19 protein-coding genes and 1 riboswitch are annotated in these 23,174 nt (G+C 70.9%); of the genes, 11 read left to right on the top strand and 8 right to left on the bottom strand.

Features of this window, described 5'->3' with window-relative positions; all coding sequences use genetic code 11:
• The first annotated feature begins 80 nt into the window (after positions 1–80).
• From QF027_RS13530 to QF027_RS13515, 4 genes are all read left to right on the top strand, one after another.
• Complete coding sequence (locus tag QF027_RS13530; RefSeq protein ID WP_307074723.1) at positions 81–6,437, top strand: RHS repeat-associated core domain-containing protein; 6,357 nt, start codon at positions 81–83, stop codon at positions 6,435–6,437.
• Positions 6,437–7,126, top strand: coding sequence for a T6SS immunity protein Tdi1 domain-containing protein (locus QF027_RS13525; protein ID WP_307074720.1), 690 nt, complete (start codon positions 6,437–6,439; stop codon positions 7,124–7,126). The genes QF027_RS13530 and QF027_RS13525 overlap by 1 nt, the downstream gene beginning before the upstream one ends.
• Before the next feature lie 100 nt (positions 7,127–7,226).
• Positions 7,227–8,579: a class II 3-deoxy-7-phosphoheptulonate synthase gene (locus QF027_RS13520; protein WP_306982711.1), complete on the top strand. Its 1,353-nt coding sequence runs from the start codon at positions 7,227–7,229 to the stop codon at positions 8,577–8,579.
• A 133-nt stretch (positions 8,580–8,712) separates the two neighbouring features.
• Entirely contained in the window at positions 8,713–8,937 is a 225-nt protein-coding gene (locus tag QF027_RS13515; RefSeq protein WP_307074717.1) for a (2Fe-2S)-binding protein, read from the top strand.
• A gap of 7 nt (positions 8,938–8,944) precedes the next feature.
• Here QF027_RS13515 and bfr read toward each other — a convergent pair whose 3' ends face one another.
• Positions 8,945–9,424 (bottom strand): bacterioferritin, encoded by a 480-nt coding sequence (gene bfr, locus QF027_RS13510; protein WP_007381448.1) that lies wholly within the window; start codon positions 9,422–9,424, stop codon positions 8,945–8,947.
• Between the two features lie 177 nt (positions 9,425–9,601).
• Here bfr and QF027_RS13505 point away from each other — a divergent pair, with 177 nt between their 5' ends.
• Positions 9,602–10,234: a sulfite oxidase-like oxidoreductase gene (locus QF027_RS13505; protein ID WP_266565942.1), complete on the top strand. Its 633-nt coding sequence runs from the start codon at positions 9,602–9,604 to the stop codon at positions 10,232–10,234.
• Positions 10,235–10,335: 101 nt separating this feature from the next.
• Here the strand turns inward: QF027_RS13505 and QF027_RS13500 are convergent, their stop codons facing one another.
• From QF027_RS13500 to thiO, 5 genes are all read right to left on the bottom strand, one after another.
• Positions 10,336–11,199, bottom strand: coding sequence for a deoxyribonuclease IV (locus QF027_RS13500; RefSeq protein WP_307074715.1), 864 nt, complete (start codon positions 11,197–11,199; stop codon positions 10,336–10,338).
• A 73-nt stretch (positions 11,200–11,272) separates the two neighbouring features.
• Positions 11,273–13,201 (bottom strand): Stk1 family PASTA domain-containing Ser/Thr kinase, encoded by a 1,929-nt coding sequence (pknB, locus tag QF027_RS13495; protein WP_307074713.1) that lies wholly within the window; start codon positions 13,199–13,201, stop codon positions 11,273–11,275.
• Positions 13,202–13,358: 157 nt separating this feature from the next.
• The gene (locus QF027_RS13490; RefSeq protein ID WP_306982726.1) at positions 13,359–14,156 is read right to left on the bottom strand and encodes a thiazole synthase; all 798 of its coding nucleotides are present in this window, start codon (positions 14,154–14,156) and stop codon (positions 13,359–13,361) included.
• Between the two features lie 3 nt (positions 14,157–14,159).
• A complete protein-coding gene (gene thiS / locus QF027_RS13485; protein WP_306982728.1) occupies positions 14,160–14,360 on the bottom strand; it encodes a sulfur carrier protein ThiS in 201 nt (66 codons plus the stop codon).
• Complete coding sequence (gene thiO, locus QF027_RS13480) at positions 14,357–15,520, bottom strand: glycine oxidase ThiO (protein WP_307074711.1); 1,164 nt, start codon at positions 15,518–15,520, stop codon at positions 14,357–14,359. Before thiO ends, thiS begins: the two co-directional genes overlap by 4 nt.
• Positions 15,518–15,629: riboswitch (TPP riboswitch) on the bottom strand. Its footprint overlaps the gene before it by 3 nt.
• A 52-nt stretch (positions 15,630–15,681) precedes the next feature.
• Between thiO and QF027_RS13475 the strand changes: the two genes are divergently transcribed.
• The 6 genes from QF027_RS13475 to QF027_RS13450 all read left to right on the top strand — a co-directional run bounded on the left by QF027_RS13475 (position 15,682) and on the right by QF027_RS13450 (position 20,658).
• Positions 15,682–16,032 (top strand): hypothetical protein, encoded by a 351-nt coding sequence (locus QF027_RS13475; RefSeq protein WP_307074708.1) that lies wholly within the window; start codon positions 15,682–15,684, stop codon positions 16,030–16,032.
• A gap of 32 nt (positions 16,033–16,064) precedes the next feature.
• On the top strand, positions 16,065–17,279 hold the full coding sequence (locus QF027_RS13470; protein WP_306982734.1) for an NAD(P)/FAD-dependent oxidoreductase: 1,215 nt from the start codon (positions 16,065–16,067) through the stop codon (positions 17,277–17,279).
• A gap of 178 nt (positions 17,280–17,457) precedes the next feature.
• Complete coding sequence (locus tag QF027_RS13465; RefSeq protein ID WP_057618538.1) at positions 17,458–17,829, top strand: Rv2175c family DNA-binding protein; 372 nt, start codon at positions 17,458–17,460, stop codon at positions 17,827–17,829.
• Positions 17,830–17,923: 94 nt separating this feature from the next.
• Positions 17,924–18,574, top strand: coding sequence for a thiamine phosphate synthase (gene thiE, locus QF027_RS13460; protein WP_307074706.1), 651 nt, complete (start codon positions 17,924–17,926; stop codon positions 18,572–18,574).
• Between the two features lie 123 nt (positions 18,575–18,697).
• Positions 18,698–19,621: a methylenetetrahydrofolate reductase [NAD(P)H] gene (gene metF / locus QF027_RS13455; protein ID WP_306982739.1), complete on the top strand. Its 924-nt coding sequence runs from the start codon at positions 18,698–18,700 to the stop codon at positions 19,619–19,621.
• 56 nt (positions 19,622–19,677) lie between these two features.
• The gene (locus tag QF027_RS13450; protein WP_307074705.1) at positions 19,678–20,658 is read left to right on the top strand and encodes an SCO2102 family sporulation regulator; all 981 of its coding nucleotides are present in this window, start codon (positions 19,678–19,680) and stop codon (positions 20,656–20,658) included.
• A gap of 55 nt (positions 20,659–20,713) precedes the next feature.
• On the opposite strand, the gene QF027_RS13445 is transcribed toward QF027_RS13450, so the two are convergent.
• On the bottom strand, positions 20,714–22,216 hold the full coding sequence (locus tag QF027_RS13445; RefSeq protein ID WP_307074703.1) for a phytoene desaturase family protein: 1,503 nt from the start codon (positions 22,214–22,216) through the stop codon (positions 20,714–20,716).
• 86 nt (positions 22,217–22,302) lie between these two features.
• Positions 22,303–22,917 (bottom strand): DUF4126 domain-containing protein, encoded by a 615-nt coding sequence (locus tag QF027_RS13440; RefSeq protein WP_307074701.1) that lies wholly within the window; start codon positions 22,915–22,917, stop codon positions 22,303–22,305.
• Between the last annotated feature and the right edge of the window lie 257 nt (positions 22,918–23,174).

Genomic DNA, 23,174 nt, shown 5'->3' with positions numbered 1-23,174 from the left:
ACAGGAATGTCTCAGACTCAACCTTGACGTGCCCATGATCCTTTCGTGACGCTTGGGGCTTTACGGGTGGAGGGGGACTCATGAAGCGTTTTCGGTCATCCTGTGTCGCCGCGGTCGTCCTGGCACTGGGCCTGTCGGGCCTGCAGCCGGTGATCGCCCGGGCCGCACCGGGGCAGACCACCTCGGTCGCCGACGCCGAGAGATCCGTGACCACGATCGACCGCACCGCGTTACGGGCCGGCGCCCGGCTCGACACCAGACCCGTCGACCCCCAGGGCCGACCCCTCGCCGCCGCCAAGGCGGCGAAGGTCGACTGGCCCGAGGCGGGCGAGGACACCGTCAGCGTCGGCACCGAGCCGGCCCGCGCCGCCGGCACCGCCGTGTCGGTCACCGCGCCCCGCAACCGCGGCGCCGCTCCCGACACCGTCGACATCACGGCGTACGGCAACGGCACAGCTCGCCAACTCGGCGGCCACGCCACGGCCTTCACCCTCGAAGCCGCACAGCCCGCCGACCGGGTCGGCGTCCGGGTCGACACCTCCGGCTTCCGTCAGGCCTTCGGCGCCGACTTCGAGACCCGGCTGCGCCTGATCGCCAAGCCCGCCTGCGCGCTGACCACACCGCGCGCCGCGAAGTGCGAGCAGAGTGCGCCGGTCAAGAGCCGCATCGACCTCACCACGCACACGCTCTCCGCCGAGGTGGCCGCCGACCCGGACACGGTGTTCGTGGTCGCCGCCGCGCCCAACGGCGAGACCGGATCGGCCACCGCCACCACCCTCGCCTCCTCCAGCAAGTGGCAGGTCGGCCTCAACTCCGGTGACTTCTCCTGGTCGTTGCCGCTCCCGCAGGTCCCCGCGATCGCGGGCGACGCCCCCGACATCAGCCTCGGTTACTCCTCGCAGGCCGTCGACGGCATGGTCGCCGCCGAGAACAACCAGCCGTCCTGGGTCGGCCAGGGCTGGGACCTCGCCCTGCCCTACATCGAGCGCCGCTACAACGGCTGCGCCGACGACGGCGGTGACACCGGCGACCTGTGCTGGGCGGGAGACGAGTACCGCATCTCCCTCCAGGGCACCTCGTCCGCACTGGTCAAGGACACCGCGGCGGGCGGCGACAGCTGGCGTGCCCAGGAGGACCCGGGCTGGCGGATCCAGCGGAAGACCGGCGCGGACAACGGTGACGACAACGGCGAGTACTGGGTGGTGACCACCCCGCAGGGCACCCAGTACACCTTCGGCCGCGGCAAGCAGGCCACCACCGGCACCGCGACCGACTCCGTCTACACCGTCCCCGTCTTCGGCGACGACGAGGGCGAGCCCTGCCACGCCGGCGGCGTCGAGGACTCGTACTGCACGCAGGCCTGGCGCTGGAACCTCGACGGCGTCGTGGACGCGCACGGCAACTCCAACACCTACTTCTACGAGCAGGAGACCAACCGCTACGCCCGCAACGGCGACCCGGACAAGTCGACCTCGTACGTCCGCGGCGGGCATCTGAAGGACATCGTGTACTCGCAGCGCTCCGGCGCCGAGGACCAACAGGCTCCGGCCCGGCTGCACTTCACGACCGGACTGCGCTGCGTCGAGGCCGCCGACGGCAGCGGAGACTGCCCGGCCTTCGACGCCGACCACGCGACCTCCTACCCGGACGCCCCGCTCGACTCCCTGTGCGCGAGCGGCGACTGCACGGGCGAGGACCAGAAATCGCCGACGTTCTTCACGAACGCGCTCCTGCGCTCCGTCACCGCCCAGCGGTCGAACGCCGACGGCGGTTGGACGGACGTCGACCGGCTCGACTTCACCTACGACTACCCCGAACCCTCCGACGGCACCAGCGCCATGCTGTGGCTGACCAAGGTCCAGCAGACGGGCCTGGCCGGGGACGGCGAACTCAAGCTGCCCGCCGTCGAGTTCACCGGCAAGGAGTACGCCAACCGCGCCGACGCGGCTCCGCAGGAGGGCGCGCCGGAGATGCGCAAGCTGCGCATCAGCGAGTTCGTCGACGAGCTGGGCCGCCGGGTCGACGTGACCTACGGCCAGCCGAACCCGTGCCCGGTCGACGACCTGCCCGAGGGCCGCTTCGACTCCAACACCCAGGACTGCTTCCCGGGTTGGCGCACCAACGGCGAGTCCTCCGGCTTCGGCATCTGGCACAAGTACCTCACCACCAAGGTCACCGTCCGTGACAACGGGGGCGGATCGCCCCCGCAGACCACCGAGTACCGCTACCGGTCCACCCCCGCCTGGCACCACGACGACGACCCCGTCACCAAGGCGGAGCGCCGCTCCTGGAGCGACTGGCGCGGCTACGGCAGCGTCGACGTCGCCAAGATGACCGACCCGGACTACCGGGGCGAGGACACCTCCCGGGCCGCCCAGATCACCCGCACCCTGCACTTCCGCGGCATGGACGGCGACACCAGGGCCGACGGCTCCCACAAGTCCGTCGAGGTCACCGACTCGCAGGGCAACTCCCTGAAGGACCTGGCGTATCTGCGCGGCAAGGAGCGGGAGAGCCGGCAGTTCCAGGTGACCGCCTCCGGCGCGATCGACCACGAGCTCGGCGGCACCCTGCACGGCTACACCTCCGCGCACACCACCCCGGCGAAGGAGGGCGAGAGCGACCCGGAAAACGACGCCCACCAGGTCGTCGAGAACGAGTCGATCACTCGCGAGACGGTCACCGCCGACGCAGGTGCGCGCAGCACTCGTACGACCTCTCTCAAGACGACGTACGACACCTACGGCCAGGTCACCGAGGTCCTCGACACGGCCGGCGAGGACGTGCGCTGCACGAAGACGACGTACGACCGCTCGGCCGCCACCGTCGACAACTGGATGCTCGCCTTCCCGTACCGCGTGCGCGCCTACTCCGGCACCTGCGCTGACCCGAAGGCGCTGATCAACGGCAAGGACCAGTACTACGACGGCTCCGGCGACCTCGGCGGTACGGTCACCAAGGGCGACGTCACGCGCTCGGTCGCGGCGGAGACGGCGAGCGGCCCCGACGCGGTCTCCCGCACGGTCACCACGGCGGCGACCTTCGACGCGTACGGCCGCACGGTCACCGAGACCGACGGGCGCGGCAACACCGACCGCACCGCCTACGCACCGGCCACCGGCCGCCCGGCCACGGTCACCGAGACCAACGCCCTCGGCCAGAGCGAGGTCACCACCCTCGACCCCGACCGCCAGCTGCCGGTCGCGGTCAAGGACGCCAACGGCAACACCAAGCGGAACGCCTACGACCAGCTCGGCCGGGTCGTCTCCGTCCACGAGGCCGACCAGGCCGACGCCGATCCGCCCGCGCAGAAGTACGCCTACTTCCTCGACCCGGAGCACCGGCGGCCTCCACTGGTGACCACCCGCCAACTCCAGTCCGGCGACACCTACTTGACCAACTTCAAGTACCTGGACTCGCTCGGCCGTGACCGGCAGAGCCAGGAGGTCTCGCCCGCCTCGACCGACGACGACAAGAAGAGCGTCGTCATCGACACCCGCTACGACGACATCGGCAACATCGCCGCCGAGTCGCTGCCCGTGGTCGTCGCCGGTGCATCGGGCAGTGCCCTGCTGTCCGTCCCTGCCGACCAGGTCGACGAGACCCGGCGCACCTACGACTCCATGAGCCGCGTCATCCGCTCCGCCCGCTACGGCGACGGCAAGGAGCTGTGGGCGACGAGCGTCGTCTACTACGGCGACCACGTCCGCGCCACCCCGCCGCCCGGCGGCACCGTCACCACCGTGTGGACCGACGCCCGCAGCCGCCAGGTCCGCCAGCAGGAGGGCACCGACGCCAAGCAGGCGACCGTCTACAGCTACACCCCGGCCGACCAGGTCGCCTCGGTGACCGACCCCGCCGGGCATGTGTCCGCCAGCACCTACGACCTGCTCGGCCGCCGCGTCACGGGCGACGACCCGGACGCCGGCAAGTCCCGCACGGCGTACGACGCCAACGGAAACGCGACGGCGGTCTGGGACGCGAAGGCACTCGCGGCGGGCGGCGACACCCCGTCGCTGACCACCGAGTACGACGAGCTGGACCGCCCGGTGACCCGATCCAACGGGGCCGAGAAGACGGCGAGCTGGACCTACGACTCCACCTCCGTCGCCAACGGGGTCGGCCAGCCGGCGTCGATGACCACCCACCGCGACGGCAAGGACTACACGATCGCCGTCGACGGCTACGACAAGCGGGGCCGCGCCACCGGCCGTACCTGGACCTTCCCGGCCGGACTCGGCGGCGCCCTGCACCAGTCGTCGTACAGCGTGAACTACGGCTACGACGACGCCGACCACACGGTGAGCATCGAGTACGAGGACGCCGTGATCGGCGCCCCACGCGAGAAGATCACCACGAGCTACGACGCCCAGGGCAACCCGGACACCCTCACCGGCGTCCAGAAGGACCCGCTGACCGGCAAGGACGTCACGGTCCCGTACGTCTCCGCCACCGGCTTCGCCGCCGACGGCAAGCTCGCCTCGCGTGACTACGCCAACCCGCACCACGACCTGCGGCGCGTGTACGCGTACGAGAGCGACAGCCAGCGCCTGTCCCGCGTACAGACCCTGACGACCGGCCTCACCGGCGACTGGGAGGCCAGGCAGGACGACACCTATGCCTGGGACCAGGCCGGCAATCTCGACTCGATCACCGACAGGACCGGCCACCAGGACGTCGCCAGCTGCTTCACCTACGACGGTCTCGCCCGTCTCCAGCACGCCTGGACGACGTACGAGACCGACTGCTCCGACAGCGACTCCGAGCTCGTCCACGACGGCCCGGCCGGCTTCAACCAGTCCTGGACCTACACCGCCGACGGCAACATCGCCTCCCGGCGGAGCCTCCTGGACACCGACACCTACACCTACGGCGACAGCGAGCACCCGCACGCCGTCACCAAGCAGGGCGCGAGCACGTACGGGTACGACGAGAACGGCGCCCTGAAGAAGAAGACCGACGGGCTCGTCCCGACGACGTACGAGTGGAACGCCAACCAGGAGCTGACCAGGGTCACCAAGGCCCTGCTGGAGAAGACCGACTTCGTCTACGCCCCCGACGGCACCCGCATGGCGCGGATCACCCCCGGCGGCGTGGCCACCCTCTACATCGAGGGCCAGGAGATCACCGTCGCCCTCGGCATCTCCAAGGGCACGCGCTTCTACACCGAGGACGGCATCACCGTCGCCGTCCGGCAGCCGACCGGGGTGCTGGTCTGGCAGCTGAACGACATCCAGGGCTCGGCGCAGGTCGCGGTCGTGGCCGGCACCTCGCTCGCGACCCGGACGTACTACAACCCGTACGGGGACATCCGGCACGGCTCCGCCTCACCACCGACGGACCACGGTTTCCTCGGCAAGGTCCAGGACCCGACCACCGGTCTGAACGCCCTGGGCGCCCGCTACTACGACGCCTCGCTCGGCCGTTTCATCTCCGCCGACCCGGCCGTGGACAGCTCCTCCACCCAGTCCCTCAACCCGTACGCCTACGGCAGCAACAACCCGATCGTCTACATCGACCCGACCGGCCTGTGGTCGCTGTCCGGGGCGTGGAACTCCGTCAAGGAGGGCGCCTCCGCCGCCTGGGACTGGGCCAAGGAGAACAAGGGCCTGATCGCGGACGTCGCCGTCGGCATCGGCGTCGGCATCGCGGTCGGCGCGCTCTGCTCCACCGGCGTGGGCTGCCTCGTCGTCGCCGGGGTCGCCGCCGGTGCGGCAGGTGCCGCCGCCGGATACGGGGTCGACGTCGCCGAGGGCAAGACCGACTTCTCGCTCGGCGGACTCGCCACCCGGGTCGGCATCGGTGCCGCCGCGGGCGTCCTCGGCGGAGCCATCGGCAAGGGCGTCGCGGCCGTCGCGCCGAAGGTCGTCGGCGCCGTCGCCAAGACCGCCGTAGGAAAGGCCGTCGCCTCCAGCAGCTCCAAGGCCGCCTCCGCCATCACCGGCAAGGTCGCCACCGCCGGGCGGGCGGTCGCCAACTCCCGGGCCGGCGCCAAGCTCGCCGAGGTCGGCAAGGCCGCCGCCGACAGGATCAAGGCAGTCGCCGGGCGGGGCGCGCCCAAGGGCGAGACCGTCGACATCCCGCTCACCAAGGCCACCACCCAGGCCGAGATCGACGCCATCCACGAGTACGCCAAGCGCACCAACGAGTGGCTGGCCAAGAACGGGCCCAAGGTCATCCAGAGCACGGCCGGCCAGCTCCGCACCGACGCCAACGCGCTGGCCCGCGCCGAGCGACTGCGAGCGGCCCGCGCCGGAACCCCCTACACCGGCCAAGCCGGACACGTCCCCGACACGGCGATCTCCGGCACCGCCACCCCGCCCGCCGGCTGGCTCGACATGCCCGGCAAGTCCAACAGCATCGCGGGTGGTGTACTGGGTCCCCGGGTCGGAGTACTGCTCCGAGGATTCACGGTCAACGGAGGACCGCCACTGTGATGCCGCACGCCGCGCAACTCCCGTCGCTCGCCGACCACATCGGGCCCCGGCCCGAGCCGTCGGCGGCGGCGGGAACGCCCGCCGAGCACTTTCCGGAAGCCCACCTCGAGCTCCTGCACCACCTCAACGGGTTCACCGTCCACCACGGCGCGTTCCGGCTCCTGGGCATGGGCCATCCGGTGGCCGCGCTCGATGTCGTCGCCTGGAACGCGCCCGACACCTGGCGCTTCGCCTGGGACCACCGGATCGACGAATTCGTGATCTTCGGTGAGACCGCCTTCGGCGACTCCTACGCCTACCGCCGCCTCCCCGGCGGCGGTCTCGCCCCCGAGGTCCACTTCCTCGAGGGTGTCCTGCTTCGCCCGGAGGTGATCGCCCCGAGCTTCGAGGCGTTCCTCGCGGACGAACTGCTGCGCAACGCCAAGGAGCCCTACGACCAGCTCGTCGTCGACGCGGTCCGCCGGCACGGCTCGATCGCGCCGGACCAGCACTGGGCGTACGTCCCCTCCGTCGCTCTGGGCGGCGAGGAGGACGTGGAGAACGTCACCGTGCTGCCGGCAGCGGTCGCCATGACCTTCGCCGGCGACATCGCCACCGCGATGCAGGGCGCCACCCGCGACGCCACGGGCGTACAGCCGTATACGGACGAACGGGGGCGTCCCCGGCTCCGGGTGCTCTTCGACCGCTGACCTGTACGGGGCCGCAGAGGGCGCTCCCGTACGAGCGGAATGCGTCTCACTTGATGAGCAGATGAATGGACCCCGGACACGACCACGTAATGTTGACGAGGTGACCGTGAACGCTAAGACCAGCGCCAGCGCTGGCAACACCTGGCGAGACCTGCCCGCGGCGCAGCAGCCCGAGTACCCCGACACCGAGGCTCTGCGCGCAGTGATCGCGGACCTCGAGTCGTATCCGCCGCTCGTCTTCGCGGGCGAGTGCGACCAGCTGCGCGCCCGGATGGCGGCCGTCGCCAAGGGAGAGGCGTTCCTCCTCCAGGGCGGCGACTGCGCCGAGGCCTTCGACGCCGTGTCCGCGGACCACATCCGCAACAAGCTCAAGACCCTGCTCCAGATGGGCGCCGTGCTGACGTACGCCGCCTCGGTGCCGGTCGTGAAGGTCGGCCGGATCGCCGGCCAGTACTCCAAGCCGCGCTCCAAGGGCACCGAGACCCGCGACGGCGTGACGCTGCCGACGTACCGCGGCGACTCGGTGAACGGCTTCGAGTTCAACGAGAAGGCCCGCATCCCGGACCCCGAGCGCCTGAAGCGGATGTACAACGCCTCCGCCTCCACGCTCAACCTGGTGCGCGCCTTCACCACGGGTGGATACGCGGACCTGCGCCAGGTGCACGCCTGGAACCAGGACTTCGTGAAGTCGTCCCCCTCCGGCCAGCGCTACGAGCAGCTGGCGCGCGAGATCGACCAGGCGCTGAACTTCATGCGGGCCTGCGGGACCGACCCGGAGGAGTTCAAGACCGTCGAGTTCTACTCCTCGCACGAGGCGCTGCTGCTCGACTACGAGTCGGCGCTCACCCGTGTGGACTCGCGCACCGGGCGGCTGTACGACGTCTCCGCGCACATGGTGTGGATCGGTGAGCGCACCCGGCAGCTGGACCACGCGCACATCGAGTTCGCCTCGCAGATCCGCAACCCGATCGGCATCAAGCTCGGCCCGACGACCACGGCCGAGGAGGCGCTGCAGTACATCGAGCGCCTCGACCCCGACCGCGAGCCCGGTCGGCTGACCTTCATCGTCCGCATGGGCGCCGACAAGGTCCGCGACAAGCTGCCCGAACTGGTCGAGAAGGTCTCTGCCTCGGGCGCGACGGTGGCCTGGATCACCGACCCGATGCACGGCAACACCTACGAGGCGGCCTCCGGCCACAAGACCCGCCGCTTCGACGACGTGCTCGACGAGGTCAAGGGCTTCTTCGAGGTCCACAAGGGCCTGGGCACCCACCCGGGCGGCATCCACGTCGAGCTCACCGGTGACGACGTCACCGAGTGCGTGGGCGGCGGCGACGAGATCTTCGTCGATGACCTGCACCAGCGCTACGAGACGGCCTGCGACCCGCGCCTCAACCGCAGCCAGTCGCTCGACCTGGCCTTCCTCGTCGCGGAGATGTACAGGGACCAGTGACGGGGGCACCTGTTACAGGAACGTGAATGGGGCGCGGATCACATACGATCCGCGCCCCGCCCCACTTTTGCGGTTCCTGAGCGCCGGGTAAGGTTAGGTTATCCTTATCGATCTCTGCGGGAGGTGAATCCGCGTGTACGTCTGCAACTGCTTCGGAGTGACCGAAGCGCAGGTCCAGCGGCATGCGGACAACGGCGCCTGTACGCCCCGCCAGATCGCCTCCGCCTGCAAGGCCGGGACGGACTGTGGATCCTGTGTACGTCGGATCCAGGCCCTCCTCGGCCGAGGCGCCTTCCCCCGCCGGGAGCCGGCCGACCCGGGCAAGCAGGTCCTGACCGGACTCGACGAGGCGGCCTAGCTCAGGCCTAGCTCTCCGGCTGCTCGATCAGCTGCGCGATGTAGAGCGCCTCACCGAGCTTCTCCAGAAGCTCCAGCTGCGTGTCGAGATAGTCGATGTGGTGCTCCTCGTCCGCGAGGATCGACTCGAAGATGTTCGCCGACGTGATGTCGCCCTTGGCGCGCATCACCTCGATCCCGCGCTTGAGGCGGTCGATGGCCTCGACCTCGACCTGCCGGTCGGCCTCGAACATCTCCTTGACGGTCTGGCCCACGCGCACGTGGAACAGCCGCTGGTAGTTCGGGAGCCCCTCCAGAAAGAGAATGCGGTCGGTCAGCACCTCGGCGTGCTTCATCTCGTCGAAAGACTCGTGCCGCGTGTACTTCGCGAGCTTCGTCCAGCCGAAGTTCTCCTGCATCTTCGCGTGCAGGAAGTACTGGTTGATCGCGGTGAGCTCGCCCGTGAGCTGCTCGTTGAGGAATTCGATGACCTCGGGGTCGCCCTGCATCGCAGAGGCTCCTTCCAACCGTGGGGAACTGGCAGGCTGCGCCGCATCCTCGCACCGGCGAAGATGATCGTCCAGTAAGTCTCCACTTAGTAAGTAAGGGCATGCTTAGTCCAATGTGGGATGAATTGGGCGAGGGCTGGTCAGGTGCATCGCTTCGGGTCTGTCAGGATGGAAGGCATGGGTCAGCCGGTGGAGCGTGAGAGCGGAGAAGCGGCGCACTCCGAGCTTCCGCCGGGGCAGCGACTGCAGCGTGGCTGGCCCGTCACGCACTACGGCCCGGTCCCCAAGTTCCGGCCCGAGCGCTGGGAGTTCCGGGTCTTCGGCGCCACCGCGGACGGCGAGAAACACTGCTGGAACCACGAGGAGTTCACGGCGCTGCCGTACACCACCGTCGTGGGCGACCTGCACTGCGTGACGAAGTTCAGCATGCTCGGTGCCGAATGGGGCGGCATTCCCGCCCGCACGATCCTGGAGATCGCCCCGCCCGCGCCGGCGGTCACCCACGTGATGGTCTGGGCCGAGTACGGCTTCAGCTCCAACCTCCGTCTCGAGGACTTCGCGTCCGAACACGCGATCCTCGCCACCCACAAGGACGGGGAACTGCTGACCGCGGAGCACGGCTTTCCGCTCCGGCTGGTCGTCCCCCATCTGTACGCCTGGAAGGGGCCCAAATGGGTCCGCGGCGTCGAGTACATGACCGCCGACCGCCGCGGCTTCTGGGAGGAGCGCGGCTATCACAACGTCGGCGATCCCTGGAAGGAACAGCGGTACTCGTACCAGGAGCAGCCGGGGGACGGCCCCGAGCTGTGACGGTCAGTGCGCGTGGTGCTGGTGGACCACGGCATGACCAGTGACAGGGTGTCGGCGGCCAGTGCCACCTGGACCGCGGCCCGGACGGCCCCGTCCGTGTGTTACCCGTCCCGGAGTTTCTTCAGCCGCTCCACGTCCGCCGCGTGCCCTTCCTTGCCGCCGGGCGTTTCGATGATCAGTGGTACGCCCGCGGTGGCGGGGTGGGTCATCAGGGCGCGGAACGGGTCCTCGCCGATGTGGCCGGAGCCGATGTTCTCGTGGCGGTCCTTGTGGGCGCCGACCACGTCCTTGGAGTCATTGGCGTGGATGAGCTTCAGGCGGCCCTCGCCGACGGTCTCCACCAGGAGGTCGAGCGTCTGGTGCATGCCGCTCGGACCGGTGAGGTCGTGGCCGGCCGCGAAGATGTGGCAGGTGTCCAGGCAGACGCCCAGCTTCGGGTGGGCGTCCAGGGCCTCGAAGTACGGGCCGAAGTCCCAGGTACGTGAGCAGAGGGAGGCGCCCTGGCCGGCCGTCGACTCCAGGAGCAGGTACGGGTCCTCGTCGTGGGTGAGCTCGTCGAGGAGTGGCAGCAGGTGCTCGCGCACCTGCTTCAGGGCCACGGAACGGTCGCGGCCGCCGGTCGCGCTGCCGGTGTGCACGACGACGCCTCGCGCGCCGATCTCGCGTCCGCGCCGGAGGGAGTGCCGGAGCGAATCGACCGACTTCTCCACGGTCGCCTCGGTGTGCGAGCCGAAGTTGATCAGGTACGGGGCGTGGACGTACGCCGGTATCGCCTCTTGCGCGCAGGCCTCGCGGAATGCCTCGTCCTGGCGGGGGTTTCCGACGGGGGTGGCCCAGCCGCGCGGGTTGGCGACGAAGACCTGCACGGTCTCGGCGTCGAGGTCACGGGCGTACGACAGGCCGACGGAGTGCAGGCCGCCGGCCACGGGGACGTGGCCGCCGACGGGGTTGCGCTGAGTTGTCACCGGTCAAGGGTGCCATGGCCCGCGGCGCGTGCGCGGGTGGGGTGTGCTGCGCGCATCACACCCTTCGCGCTGGTCAGCGAATGGTGATCGTGATGGTCGAACCCTTGGGGGCGGTGTCGCCACCCTCCACGGACTGTTTCTTCACCGTGTCGCCGAACAGGCCGAGCAGGCCGCGGTCCTCGTCGACCTGGAAGCCCGCGGCCTCCAGTTCGGACTTGGCGTCGTCGACGCTGTCGCCGGTGACGTCCGGGACCTCGATCATCTCGGGGCCCTTGGAGATCGTCAGGGTGACGGTGTCACCGTCGGCCGCCTGGCTGTCGCCGGCCGGGGTCTGCTCGGCGACCTGGCCGGCGTCGTACTCGGAGTTGACCCGACTGGTGGCGATCTTCACCTTCAGACCGGCCTCCGTCAGGTCGGCCCTGGCGTCGGCCAGGTCCTCGCCGGTGACGTCCGGGACGTCGACCGGGGCACCCTTGCTGACGGTGAGCGCGATCGCCGAGCCGGCGCGCAGTGTGGTGCCGTCCTCGGGATCCGTGCTGATCACGAAACCCTTCGGTACGTCGTCGCTGAACTCCCGGGTGACCATGCCCGGCTGCAGCCCTTCCGCCTTCAGCCGGGTCCTGGCAGTGCTCAGCGCGTCCCCCTGCACATCGGGCACCTTCACCGTCTGCGGGCCCTTGGAGACGGTGATCGACACGGAGTCGTGGTTCCGTATGCGGGCGCCCACTCCGGGGTCCGTGCTGATGACGGTGCCGCGCTTCACGGTGTCGCTGTAGGCGTACGTGACCTTGCCGGTCTCCAGACCGGCCTCGTCCAGCCGGTCCCGGGCCTGTGCCTCGGTCTTCGTCAGGAGGGCCGGGACCTGGGTGAACTGTCCGGAGTTGATGTACCAGACGCCCGCCCCGAGCCCGAGGGCCAGCAGGATCGCGGCGACGATCAGGAGCGGGCCGCGCCGGGGGCCGCCGGAAGAGCGGCCGCGCCGGGAAGGCGGGGGCGGCGGGCTCTCCAGGCGGCTGGTGCGGTGGTACACCGGCTCGTCCTCGTTGACCGGCAGGGGGCGCGGCACAGTCAGGGTGCGCGGGATCACGCTCGTGCGGTTCTCGGCGCCCGCGTACTCCGCCGCGAGCGCCTGCGGCGGTACCGCGTCCAGCTGGTCGGCGCTCAGCCTGCCATGTGCCTCGCGGGTCTGCGCGAGCAGCGCCACGGCGTCGTACGGACGCAGGTCCGGGGTGCGGGCGGTGGCCGAGGCGACCAGTTCGTCCAGTTCGTACGGCAGCCCCGGGACCACGGCCGAGGGCGGCGGGACGTCCTCGTGGAGGTGCTTGTAGAGGACGACGGCGGGGGAGTCGCCGTCATGCGGGCGGTCGCCGGTCAGCATCTCGTACAGGACCACACCGCATGCGTACACGTCGACGCGGGCATCCGCGGTGCCCGGCTGCTGGATCTGCTCGGGCGAGAGATAGGACACGGTGCCCAGTACGGCTCCGGTGGTGGTCACGGTGTCGACCGACCGCACGAGTCCGAAGTCGGCGACCTTGACCCGGCCGTCGTCCCCTATCAGGACGTTCTCCGGCTTCATGTCCCGGTGCACGAAACCCGCGCGGTGCGCGGCGCCGAGCGCGGCGAGCACGGGCTCCAGGATGTCCAGGGCGGCGCGCGGCTGCAGGGCCCCGCGCTCGCGCAGCACGTCGCGCAGGGTGCACCCGGCGACGTACTCCATGGCGAGATAGACGTACGACCCGTCGGTGCCCTGGTCGAAGACCTGCACGACGTTGGGGTGGGCGAGCCGGGCGACGGACTTGGCCTCCCGGATGAACCGCTCGACGAAGGACCCGTCCGCCGCGAGCGCGGGGTGCATCACCTTGAGCGCGAGCACGCGGTCCAGACGGGTGTCCAGGGCCCGGTAGACCGTGGCCATGCCGCCGACCGCGATCCGCGCGTCCACGCGATAGCGGCCGTCGAGCACCTGCCCGACCAGCGGGTCCTGAAGGGTCGTATCCACGCAGGTGAGTGTACGAGCCGACGCTGACAGCCCGTCCGGTTCGGCCGATATCGAGGCGGGACTGCAGCGTAGCTGTGACGCAGATCGCACGGAGTTGCCGGTCGGGGGGCAGGTGTGGCACGGGGATCACCCCCCTCACCCCAGGCTCCACGTCAGGTCACTGGAAAGCAGGCCGCTCCGGGTCCAGTACCGCCCTGCCCTCCACCGGAGACGACGCCTCGGCGAAGTGCCGTCGAGGGATCCGCCCCGCCCGGTAGGCCAGCCGTCCCGCCTCCACCGCGTGCCGCATCGCATGCGCCATCAGCGCGGGCTCCTGCGCCCGCGTCACCGCTGAGGCGAGCATCACACCCGCGCATCCGAGCTCCATCGCCAGGGCCGCGTCCGACGCCGTACCCGCCCCCGCGTCCAGGATCACCGGCACACGCGCGTGCTCGACGATCAGCTGGAAGTTGTGCGGGTTGCGGATGCCGAGGCCCGAGCCGATCGGTGAGCCCAGCGGCATGATCGCCGCGCAGCCCACGTCCTCCAGCTTCCGGGCGAGCACCGGGTCGTCGTTCGTGTACGGCAGCACCGTGAAGCCGTCGTCCACCAGGGTCTCCGCCGCGTCCAGCAGCTCTATCGGGTCCGGCAGAAGGGTGCGCTCGTCGGCGATGACCTCCAGCTTGACCAGATCGGTGCCGAGCGCCTCACGCGCGAGGCGGGCCGTCAGGACGGCCTCTCCGGCGGTGAAACAGCCCGCCGTGTTCGGGAGCACCCGGATGCCGAGCCGCTCCAGTACGGACAGCACCGAGCCGTGCACCGAGGGGTTCACACGCCGCATCGCGACCGTCGTCAGCTCGGTGCCGGAGGCGACCAGTGCCCGCTCGAGCACATCCAGGCTGGGCGCTCCGCCCGTGCCCATGATCAGCCGGGACGAGAAGGACGTACCGCCGATGACAAAGGGATCGTCGGCCATGGGTCAGCCTCCTTGGACGGCGGTGAGGACTTCCACGCGGTCTCCCTCGGAGAGGGGCGTCGAGGGCCACTGCGCGCGCGGGACGACGGTTTCGTTGAGCGCGGCGGCCACCCCGGAGGGCGCCGGCGTCAGCGCCCGCACGACGGTGTCGAGGGCCGTGCCGGGAGCGAACTCCCGCGGCTCCCCGTTGACGGAGATGTTCATGCCGGCTGCTCCAGGAGTTCCGTGGCGGCGAATCGCCTCGGAGTGAACGGGCTTGCCACGTCGGGGAGTTCACCCGTCGTCAGAACGTGCGCCATGGCGTCCCCGGTGATCGGCGTGAGCAGCACGCCGTTGCGGTAGTGGCCGGTCGCGAGGACCAGCCCGGTCAGTTCCGTGGGCCCGAGCAGCGGGGCGTTGTCCGGGGAGCCCGGGCGCAGTCCCGCGCGGGTCTCCGTGAGCGGCAGCTCGGTGATGCCGGGGACGAGTTCGTGGGCGTCCCGCAGCAGCTCGTACACCCCGCCCGCGGTCACCGTCGTGTCCCAGCCCAGCTCCTCGCTGGTCGCGCCGATCACCAGCTCGCCGTTCTCCCGCGGCACCAGGTAGACCTGGCTGCCGCGGACCACGGCCCGCACAGTGCGGCTCAGGAAAGGCGCGCAGCGCGGAGGCACGGTCAGCCGCAGCACCTGGCCCTTCACGGGCCGTACCGGCGGCAGGACGTCCGCGGGGACCCCTTCGAGGCGGCCGCTGAGGCTTCCGGCGGCGAGCACCACCTGGCCCGCGCCCAGCTCGTCGCCGTCGGCCGTGCCGACCCCCGCGGCCCGGTCCCGTGCGACACGGAGGCCCTTGGCCCACGCGCGGTGGAAGACGACACCCGCCTGCTCGCACGCGGCCAGCAACGCGCGCGTGAGCCGCCGTGGATCGATCTGGTGGTCGCCGTCCACCCGCAGTCCACCCCGCACCCCCGGTGCGAGCATCGGCTCCAGGCGTCGGCACTCCCGGCCGGACAGCCACTCCGACTCCAGCCCCGACTGCCGCTGGAGGGCGTGCAGTTCGCGCAGGTGGGCACGGTCGTCGGCGTCCAGGGCCACGGCGAGCGTGCCGCAGCGGCGGTAGCCGAGGTCGAGACCGGTCAGATCGGTGAGCTCGGCCGAGAAGTCGGGATAGCGGTGGGCCGAGGCGAGGTTCAGCCCCAGCAGGGTGTGCTCGCCGTAGTGCAGTTCGGTGACCGCGGCCAGCATCCCGGCGGCCACCTGGGCGGCCCCGCCGCCCGGTTCGGGGTCCACGACAGTCGTGGTGAGTCCGCGCTGCGCGGCCCGCCAGGCCGTGACCAGGCCGATGATGCCGCCCCCGACGACGAGGACGTCTGACGTACGTGAGGACATGGGCGTCCAGCCCCTCCCTTCGCCGGCATGACCCGGATCAGGTTCGTACGGTCGGAGGCCGCCAGTCTCCCTCTCAGCCCGGTGCGTCCGGGCTCCCGCGAGTGCTCTACGTTGGCCACCCTAGCCCGTGCCCGTGCGCCTCTGTAAGGGAGCCTTCCGCCATGCCCCGCTCGCTCGACGGTCTCGTCCTCGCCCCGGTGGCCGATCAGGCCCCAGGTCAGGTGGGTACGCGGACCCGGTTCACCTACCACGAGAAGGACGGGCAGATCTGGGCCGAGTACGCGGGTGGTGACGTCGTACGCGGACATCTCGTCGGCACGCGCGCGGGGGACCGTCTCGACTTCCGGTACGTACAGCTCAAGCACGACGGAACGACATCCTCCGGGCACTGCGTCTCGACGGTCGCGGAGCTTCCCGACGGCCGGCTGCGGTTGGAGGAGACGTGGGAGTGGGAGTCGCAGTCGGGCAGCGGGACGAGTGTTGTGGAACAGGTCACTGAGCACGACTCCTGACTGACTGACTGTCAGGTGACTAGGGTGATCAAATGAGCGAGCAGACGCAGGCGCAGCGGCGGGTGGTCGTGGTCGGCGCGGGCATGGCCGGCGTGCAGACCGCGGTCGCCCTGCGCGAACAGGGATTCAAGGGCACGGTCACGGTGATCGGCGCGGAGCCCCATCAGCCGTACGACCGACCGCCGCTGTCCAAGGCCGTGCTGCTCGGCAAGGCCGAGGGCTCCGCCTTCGACGTGGACTTCGAGGCCCTCGGCATCGAACTGCTGCTCGGCCGCGAGGCATTGGGCGTACGCCCCGAAGCGCACGAACTGGACACCGAGGCCGGGCCTGTCCCGTACGACGCCCTGGTCCTCGCCACCGGTGCCGAACCGATCCGGCTGCCCGGCGCGGAGGGTGTGCCGGGCGTGCATCTGCTGCGCACCCTGGACGACGCCGAGCGGCTGCGCCCCGTGCTCGCCCGGCAGCACGACATCGTGGTCGTCGGCGCGGGCTGGATCGGCGCCGAGTTCGCCACCGCCGCGCGCGAGGCGGGCTGCGCGGTGACGGTCGTGGAAGCCGCCGACCGGCCGCTCGCGGGCGCGCTGCCCGCCGAGGTGGCCGCGCCGATGACCTCCTGGTACGCCGACGCGGGTGCCGTGCTGCGCACACACGCGCGCGTGGAGCGCGTCGAACCCGGCGCTGTCGTCCTGGACGACGGCTCCCGGGTGGCCGCGGGCGCGGTCGTGGTGGGTATCGGCGCCCGGCCCGCCACGGCCTGGCTCGCCGGTTCGGGCATCGAACTCGGCGCCCACCGCGAGGTCGTCGCCGACGACCGGCTGCGCACTTCCGTGCCCGACGTCTACGCGGTCGGCGACTGCGCCTCCTTCCCCTCGGGGAGGTACGGCGAGCGCCTGCTGGTCCACCACTGGGACAACGCGCTCCAGGGCCCCCGCACGGTGGCCGCCGACATCCTGGGCGAGACCCGCACGGTCTACGACCCGGTCCCGTACTTCTGGTCCGAGCAGTTCGGCCGCTTCGTCCAGTACGCCGGCCACCACGCGTCCGCCGACACGACGCTGTGGCGCGGCGAGCCGTCGGGCCCCGCCTGGACGGTGTGCTGGCTGCGCGAGAACCGCCTGGTGGCCCTTCTGGCGGTGGGCCGCCCCCGCGACCTGGCCCAGGGCCGCCGCCTGATCGAGGCGGGCGCGGAGATGGACCCGGAGCTGCTGGCGGACCCGGCGAGGCCGCTGAAGGCGGCGACTGCGTAGACGATCACAGGGAGGCTCGGGCAGTCGCTGTGACCTACTGGGCGGAGTCCGGCGGTGCACGACGACTAGGACGTCCTTCGCGTCCGTGGCAGTCGGCACCCGGCAATCGAGCCCCCTGTTCCTCCGTCGGGGGCGCCCCGGCTTCCGACTGTCAGTGCGGGATGGCACGCTTGATCCCGTGACCGAGATTGATGCAAAGATCGATGCTCTCGTCCCCGCCTGGCTCACCCTCCCCGACATCGCAGAGATGCTCGATGTCGAGGTGACGCGTGTGCGGCAGCTGGTCAAGGACGGCCAGCTCATCGCCGTACGCCGTGGTGAGAACCGCGCGCTGCACGTCCCCGCCGCCTTCATCGACGGGGTCGAGCAGAAGGTCGTCAAGGGCCTGGCCGGGACCCTGACGCTCCTGAGGGACGACGGCTTCACCGACGAAGAGATGCTGGAGTGGCTCTTCACGCCCGACGAGAGCCTGCCCGGCACCCCCGCGCAGGCCCTGAGCGAGAATCGCGGCACGGAGGTGAAGCGCCGGGCCCAGGCGCTCGCCGTCTGATCCGAACCACACCGGCGTACGGGCCGTGACCGCCGAGGCCACGGCCACGGTCCGGCACGGCCCGTACGCCACCGAACCCGGGGGAGACTCACGCATGCCCGACACCACCCGTGACCGGCTCGCCGGCGCCCGCGTCTACCTCTGCACGGACGCCCGGAAGCGCCAGGGCGACCTCGCCGAGTTCCTGGACGCGGTCCTGGCCGGGGGCGTCGACATCGTGCAGCTGCGGGACAAGGGCATGGAGGCGGCCGAGGAACTGGAACATCTCCAGGTCTTCGCCGACGCCTGCGCGCGGCACGGCAGGCTCCTCGCGGTCAACGACCGGGCCGATGTCGCCCACGCGGCGGGCGCCGAAGTGCTGCACCTCGGCCAGGGCGACCTGCCCGTTCCCGCCGCCCGCGCGATCCTCGGCGACGACATCCTCATAGGCCGCTCCACGCACGCCGAGGCGGAGGCCGCCGCGGCCGCCGTCCAGGACGGCGTGGACTACTTCTGCACCGGCCCCTGCTGGCCGACCCCCACCAAGCCCGGCCGGCACGCCCCCGGCCTCGACCTGGTCCGGTACACCGCCGCCCTCGGCACCGACCGCCCCTGGTTCGCCATCGGCGGCATCGACCTCGGCAACCTCGACGAGGTCCTGGAGGCCGGTGCCCGCCGGGTCGTGGTCGTCCGGGCGATCACCGAGGCGGACGACCCGGGCGCGGCCGCCGCTGAGTTCGCGAAGCGGTTGAGTGACACAGCGTGAGGTGCTGATGTTCGGCGGTCACATGATCGGCCCGGTGTCCGAGGGGTGGACAACAAGTCGACAAAACGGGCAAATTTCCGTGATCCGGTTGGGTGACCGCTGCCCCCTGGCTAACCTGCCGGTATGGCCCTAGGAACCGCATCCACCAGGACTGACCGCGCACGCACGGTGCGTGACATGCTCGCCGCGGGCAAGACGACGTACTCCTTCGAGTTCTCGGCGCCGAAGACCCCCAAGGGTGAGCGGAACCTGTGGAGCGCGCTCAGGAGGGTCGAGGCGGTCGCCCCGGACTTCGTCTCCGTCACCTACGGCGCCGGCGGCTCCACCCGCGCGGGCACCGTCAAGGAGACCCAGCAGATCGTCGCGGACACCACACTGACTCCGGTCGCCCACCTCACCGCGGTCGACCACTCCGTCGCGGAACTGCGCAACATCATCGGCCAGTACGCCGACGCCGGGATCCGCAACATCCTGGCCGTGCGCGGCGACCCGCCCGGCGACCCGATGGCCGAGTGGGTGGCGCACCCGCAAGGCCTGACCTACGCCGCCGAACTCGTCCGGCTCATCAAGGAGTCGGGCGACTTCTGCGTCGGCGTCGCGGCCTTCCCCGAGATGCACCCGCGCTCCGCCGACTGGGACTCCGACGTCACGCGCTTCGTCGACAAGTGCCGCGCCGGCGCCGACTACGCCATCACCCAGATGTTCTTCCAGCCGGAGTCCTATCTGCGGTTGCGTGACCGAGTCCACGCGGCGGGCTGCGACACCCCCGTCATTCCCGAGGTCATGCCCGTGACCAGCGTGCGGATGCTCGAGCGGCTCCCGCAGCTCAGCAACGCGATCATCCCCTCCGTCCTGAAAGAGCGGATCCTCACAGCAAAGGACGATCCGACCGCTGTACGCTCGATCGGAATCGAGTTCGCCACGGAGTTCTGCGCCCGGCTGCTGTCCGAGGGAGTGCCCGGACTGCACTTCATCACGCTCAACAACTCCACGGCGACGCTGGAAATCTACGAAAACCTGGGTCTGCACCATCCACCGCAGGCCTAGACCGGCCGCACGGATATACGACACACTGCGTAGCGGTCACTGGGAGAGGGGCGTACATGGGCTGGACGGTCCTCTACATCGCGTTCGGAATCGTCGCGCTGTGGCTGCTCGGCGAGGTGCTGCTGCAGTACAAGGCACGGCTGCGCTGGCGGCTGCTCGCCTTCGTCGGCTTCCTCGGTGTGGTCCTCGGCGTGCTGATGCCGTCGGTGGTCGTCATCGGGCTGGGCGCGATCGCCTTCGCGGTCGGCCAGACCTACGTCACCCTGTCGTTCCGCCGCGGCTTCGAGCAGGGCTGGGCGGTCAACCCGCCGGCCGCGCTGGGCGGTCTGACCGGCGGCAAGAAGAGCCGTCGTGAGCGCGGCCGCGAGGAGCCCGCCCTGGAGGTCTCCGACCTGGAGGCAGGCGACGAGGCCCACGGCGACGAGGCCGGGTACGACCAGGGCCGGCCGGACACCTCCGGCTACGGCCACGACGACTACGACCGCGACGACGTCTTCACGCCCGCGCGCTCCGCCGCGCCCACCACCGCCGAGACCACCTCGGTCTACGAGCCGCAGCCCCTGCCGGACGACACCGGCTCCTACGGCATATACAACGACTCCTCCTACGCCGGTGACCAGTCCTACGCGTCCACGGGACAGACCCAGGACCAGTACGCGACGGCCGCCGCCGACCAGACGTACGGCTACGACGGCTACTCCGGATACGACCAGCAGCAGTACGGCTACGACCAGGCCGGGCAGCAGCAGTACGCCGCCTACTCCGACCCGTACATCGGCACCCAGACCTATGGCGCGGGGTCGTACGACGCCTCCTACGGCGGTCAGCAACAGTTCGCCCAGCAGGGCTACGACCAGTACGGCGGGACGTACGGCGGCGAGACTCCGGCCGGCGGGGTGTGGGTGCCGCAGCAGCGCACCGACGAGTCCTACGGCGGCGAACTCCCGCCGGAGCAGGGGTACTACCCCGACGACGGCCAGGGACAGAACCACGGGCAGAGCCAGGGGAACGGGTACGACGAGCAGTACCGCTTCTGATCCCGCGCGGGTGTCACTGAGTGGTCGTCACTGAGCGTTCGTCACTGAGCTGTTGTCACTGAGAACCGCGGAACTCCGGTCCCTCCACGATCAGTCCGGCCACCAGTGAGCCCGACATGCCCGCATGGGGGAGGCCGCCGCCGGGGTGTGACCAGCCGCCGGCCGTGAACAGGCCAGGTATCGCCGTGCTGTTGGACGGGTGCAGGGTGCCTTCCCCGCCGGCCAGCGAGGGCGGGGGAACGGCGCCGCCCACGGCTCCTGTCTCCCGCTCGGTGTGCACGGGCGTGCGTACCTCGCGCCAGAGGATCCGCTCACGCAAGCCCGGAATCGCCCGCCCGGCGGCGGCGACCATCCGGTCCGCGAAGGCCTCGACGACTCCCGGGGCGCCCCAGTCGTGGCCAAGGCCGCAGGGCACGGTCGCCGTCAGCACCACGGACTCGTGGTCCGCGCCGGGACGCAGGGCAGGGTCGTCCGGCCGGTCGATCCGGACCGTGGGGTCGGGCATATCCCCGTCCACGAACAGGTCCAGCTCGTTCTCCGGTTCGGGGCCGTACACCACCGTGCGGTGCACGGCGTCCGGCTCCCGCGCTTCGCGCAGGGCGAGGCACACGACGACCCGGCCGGGATGCAGGTCCTCGGCGTCGGGAAGGACGTCCTTCGCGCCGTAGAGCTCACGACCCGGTACGAGCCCGCGCAGTCGCCAGGGTCCGGCGCCGACGACGGTGTCCGCCTCCACGACCGCCCCGTCGGACAACTCCAGACCTGCTGCGCGACCGTCCTTCTCCAGGACGCCCGTCACCTCGGCGCCGAAGTGGAACTCGACCTTGCGCTTGACGCACCGCTCGTACACCGCCCGCGCCAACTCCCGCATGCCGCCCCGGACATACCAGGTTCCGAAGGCGTGCTCCATGTACGGCAGGACGGCCGCGCTCGCCGGCGCGGTACCGGGGTCGACGCCGTGGGCGAGCGCATGGCCGTAGAGCAGGGCCGCGAGCCGCGGGTCACGCAGCTCCCAGGCACCGATCTCCTGCAGCGTGCAGGCCCGTCGGGTGCGCAGCAGCCGTTTGTGCGGCACCGCGGGGTACGGCTCGCGCTGCAGCACCTGCCAGTTGGGCCACAGGGGCTCCTCCAGGAGCGGCCTGCGGGTGCGGTCCCAGGCCTCGCGGGCCCGGATGAGGAAGTCACCCCAGCGTCCTCCCGCGCCCGCGCCGAGGGCCTCCTCCAGTGCGGCGACCACTCCCGCGCGCGAGGCGTTCGGCAGGGACACCTCGGTGCCGTCCGTGAAGATGTGCCGCGACGACGGATCGACCTGGACCAGCTCGACGACCGACTCCAGCGGCTCCTTGCCGGTCTTGATGAACAGATCGCGGTAGACGGCGGGGAGGGTGAGCAGTCCCGGCCCGGTGTCGAACCCGAACCCGTCCCGCTCGAACCGGCGCACCGCCCCGCCGTACGTCTCCGTGCGCTCGTACACCGCCACCCGGTGGCCCGCGACGGCCAGCCGGGCAGCGGCCGCCATCGCGCCCATCCCAGCGCCGATCACCGCAATCCGTGCCATGCCTGCGACTTTATCGGCCGCCACTGACACTCCGCCCGCGGGCGGCGGCTTGCCGACGAGGACCTGCCGAACACCGTGTGCGGCCGTCAGCCGGGCGGTCGGACGATTTGTGCCGCGAGGCGTTTCTCCTCCCGGCGTCGGGCCCTGCGGCGTCGGAATCTTCGGATGCGGGAGATCAGGAAGAAGAGCGTCAGCAGGCCGGCCAGCAGCAGTACGCCCGCGATGACCGCGGCCGCCTCCGGGTGGAACATCGCGAAGGCGACGACGCCGCCGACCCCGAGATCCTCGGCCAGGCTCACGATCACGTTGCTGAAGGGCTCGGGCGAGGCGTTGACCGCCATACGCGTGCCCGCCTTGACCGTGTGGCTGGCCAGGGCCGTCGAACCGCCGATCAGACCCGCCGCCACATCGGAGAGCGAACCGCTCTGACCTGCAAGCAGGGCGCCGACCCAGGCGCCGGCGACGGGACGGATCACCGTGTGGACCGAGTCCCAGGCCGAGTCGACGTACGGGATCTTGTCGGCCACTGCCTCGCACAGGAACAGCACGCCCGCCGCGACGAGGACCTCAGGGCGCTGGAGGGTCCCGGGGACGTCGTCGCTCAGCCCCGTCGCGCCGAACACGCCGAGCAGCAGCACCACCGCGTAGGCGTTGACGCCGCTGGCCCAGCCGCTGGTGAACACCAGAGGGAGTACGGACACGGACGCGATCGTAACCAGTCGGCCGTGGGGCGGTCTGGGGGTGAGTGCGCAGAACTGAGTATCCGTACCTAGGGGGCGAGATGAGTACGCGCGCGGATGGGCCCCGACCTGCTCGAACGAGAGAGTGGAGCCACGGCGAAGGGGAACGGCTCCGGCACCGGCGACACGGGGCGCCGGAACGGAGCCGGCCCCGGATCCGCTCCTTCCGCCGGCCGAGGCCGGCGGGAGCGAGGCACGGGGGAACCCGGGAAAGCGGG

It is taken from the genome of Streptomyces canus (assembly GCF_030816965.1).
GTDB classification, from domain to species: Bacteria; Actinomycetota; Actinomycetes; order Streptomycetales; family Streptomycetaceae; genus Streptomyces; species Streptomyces canus_E.
The sequence above is the reverse complement of the archived record's forward strand: the minus strand, read 5'-3'. Positions and strand labels throughout refer to the sequence as shown.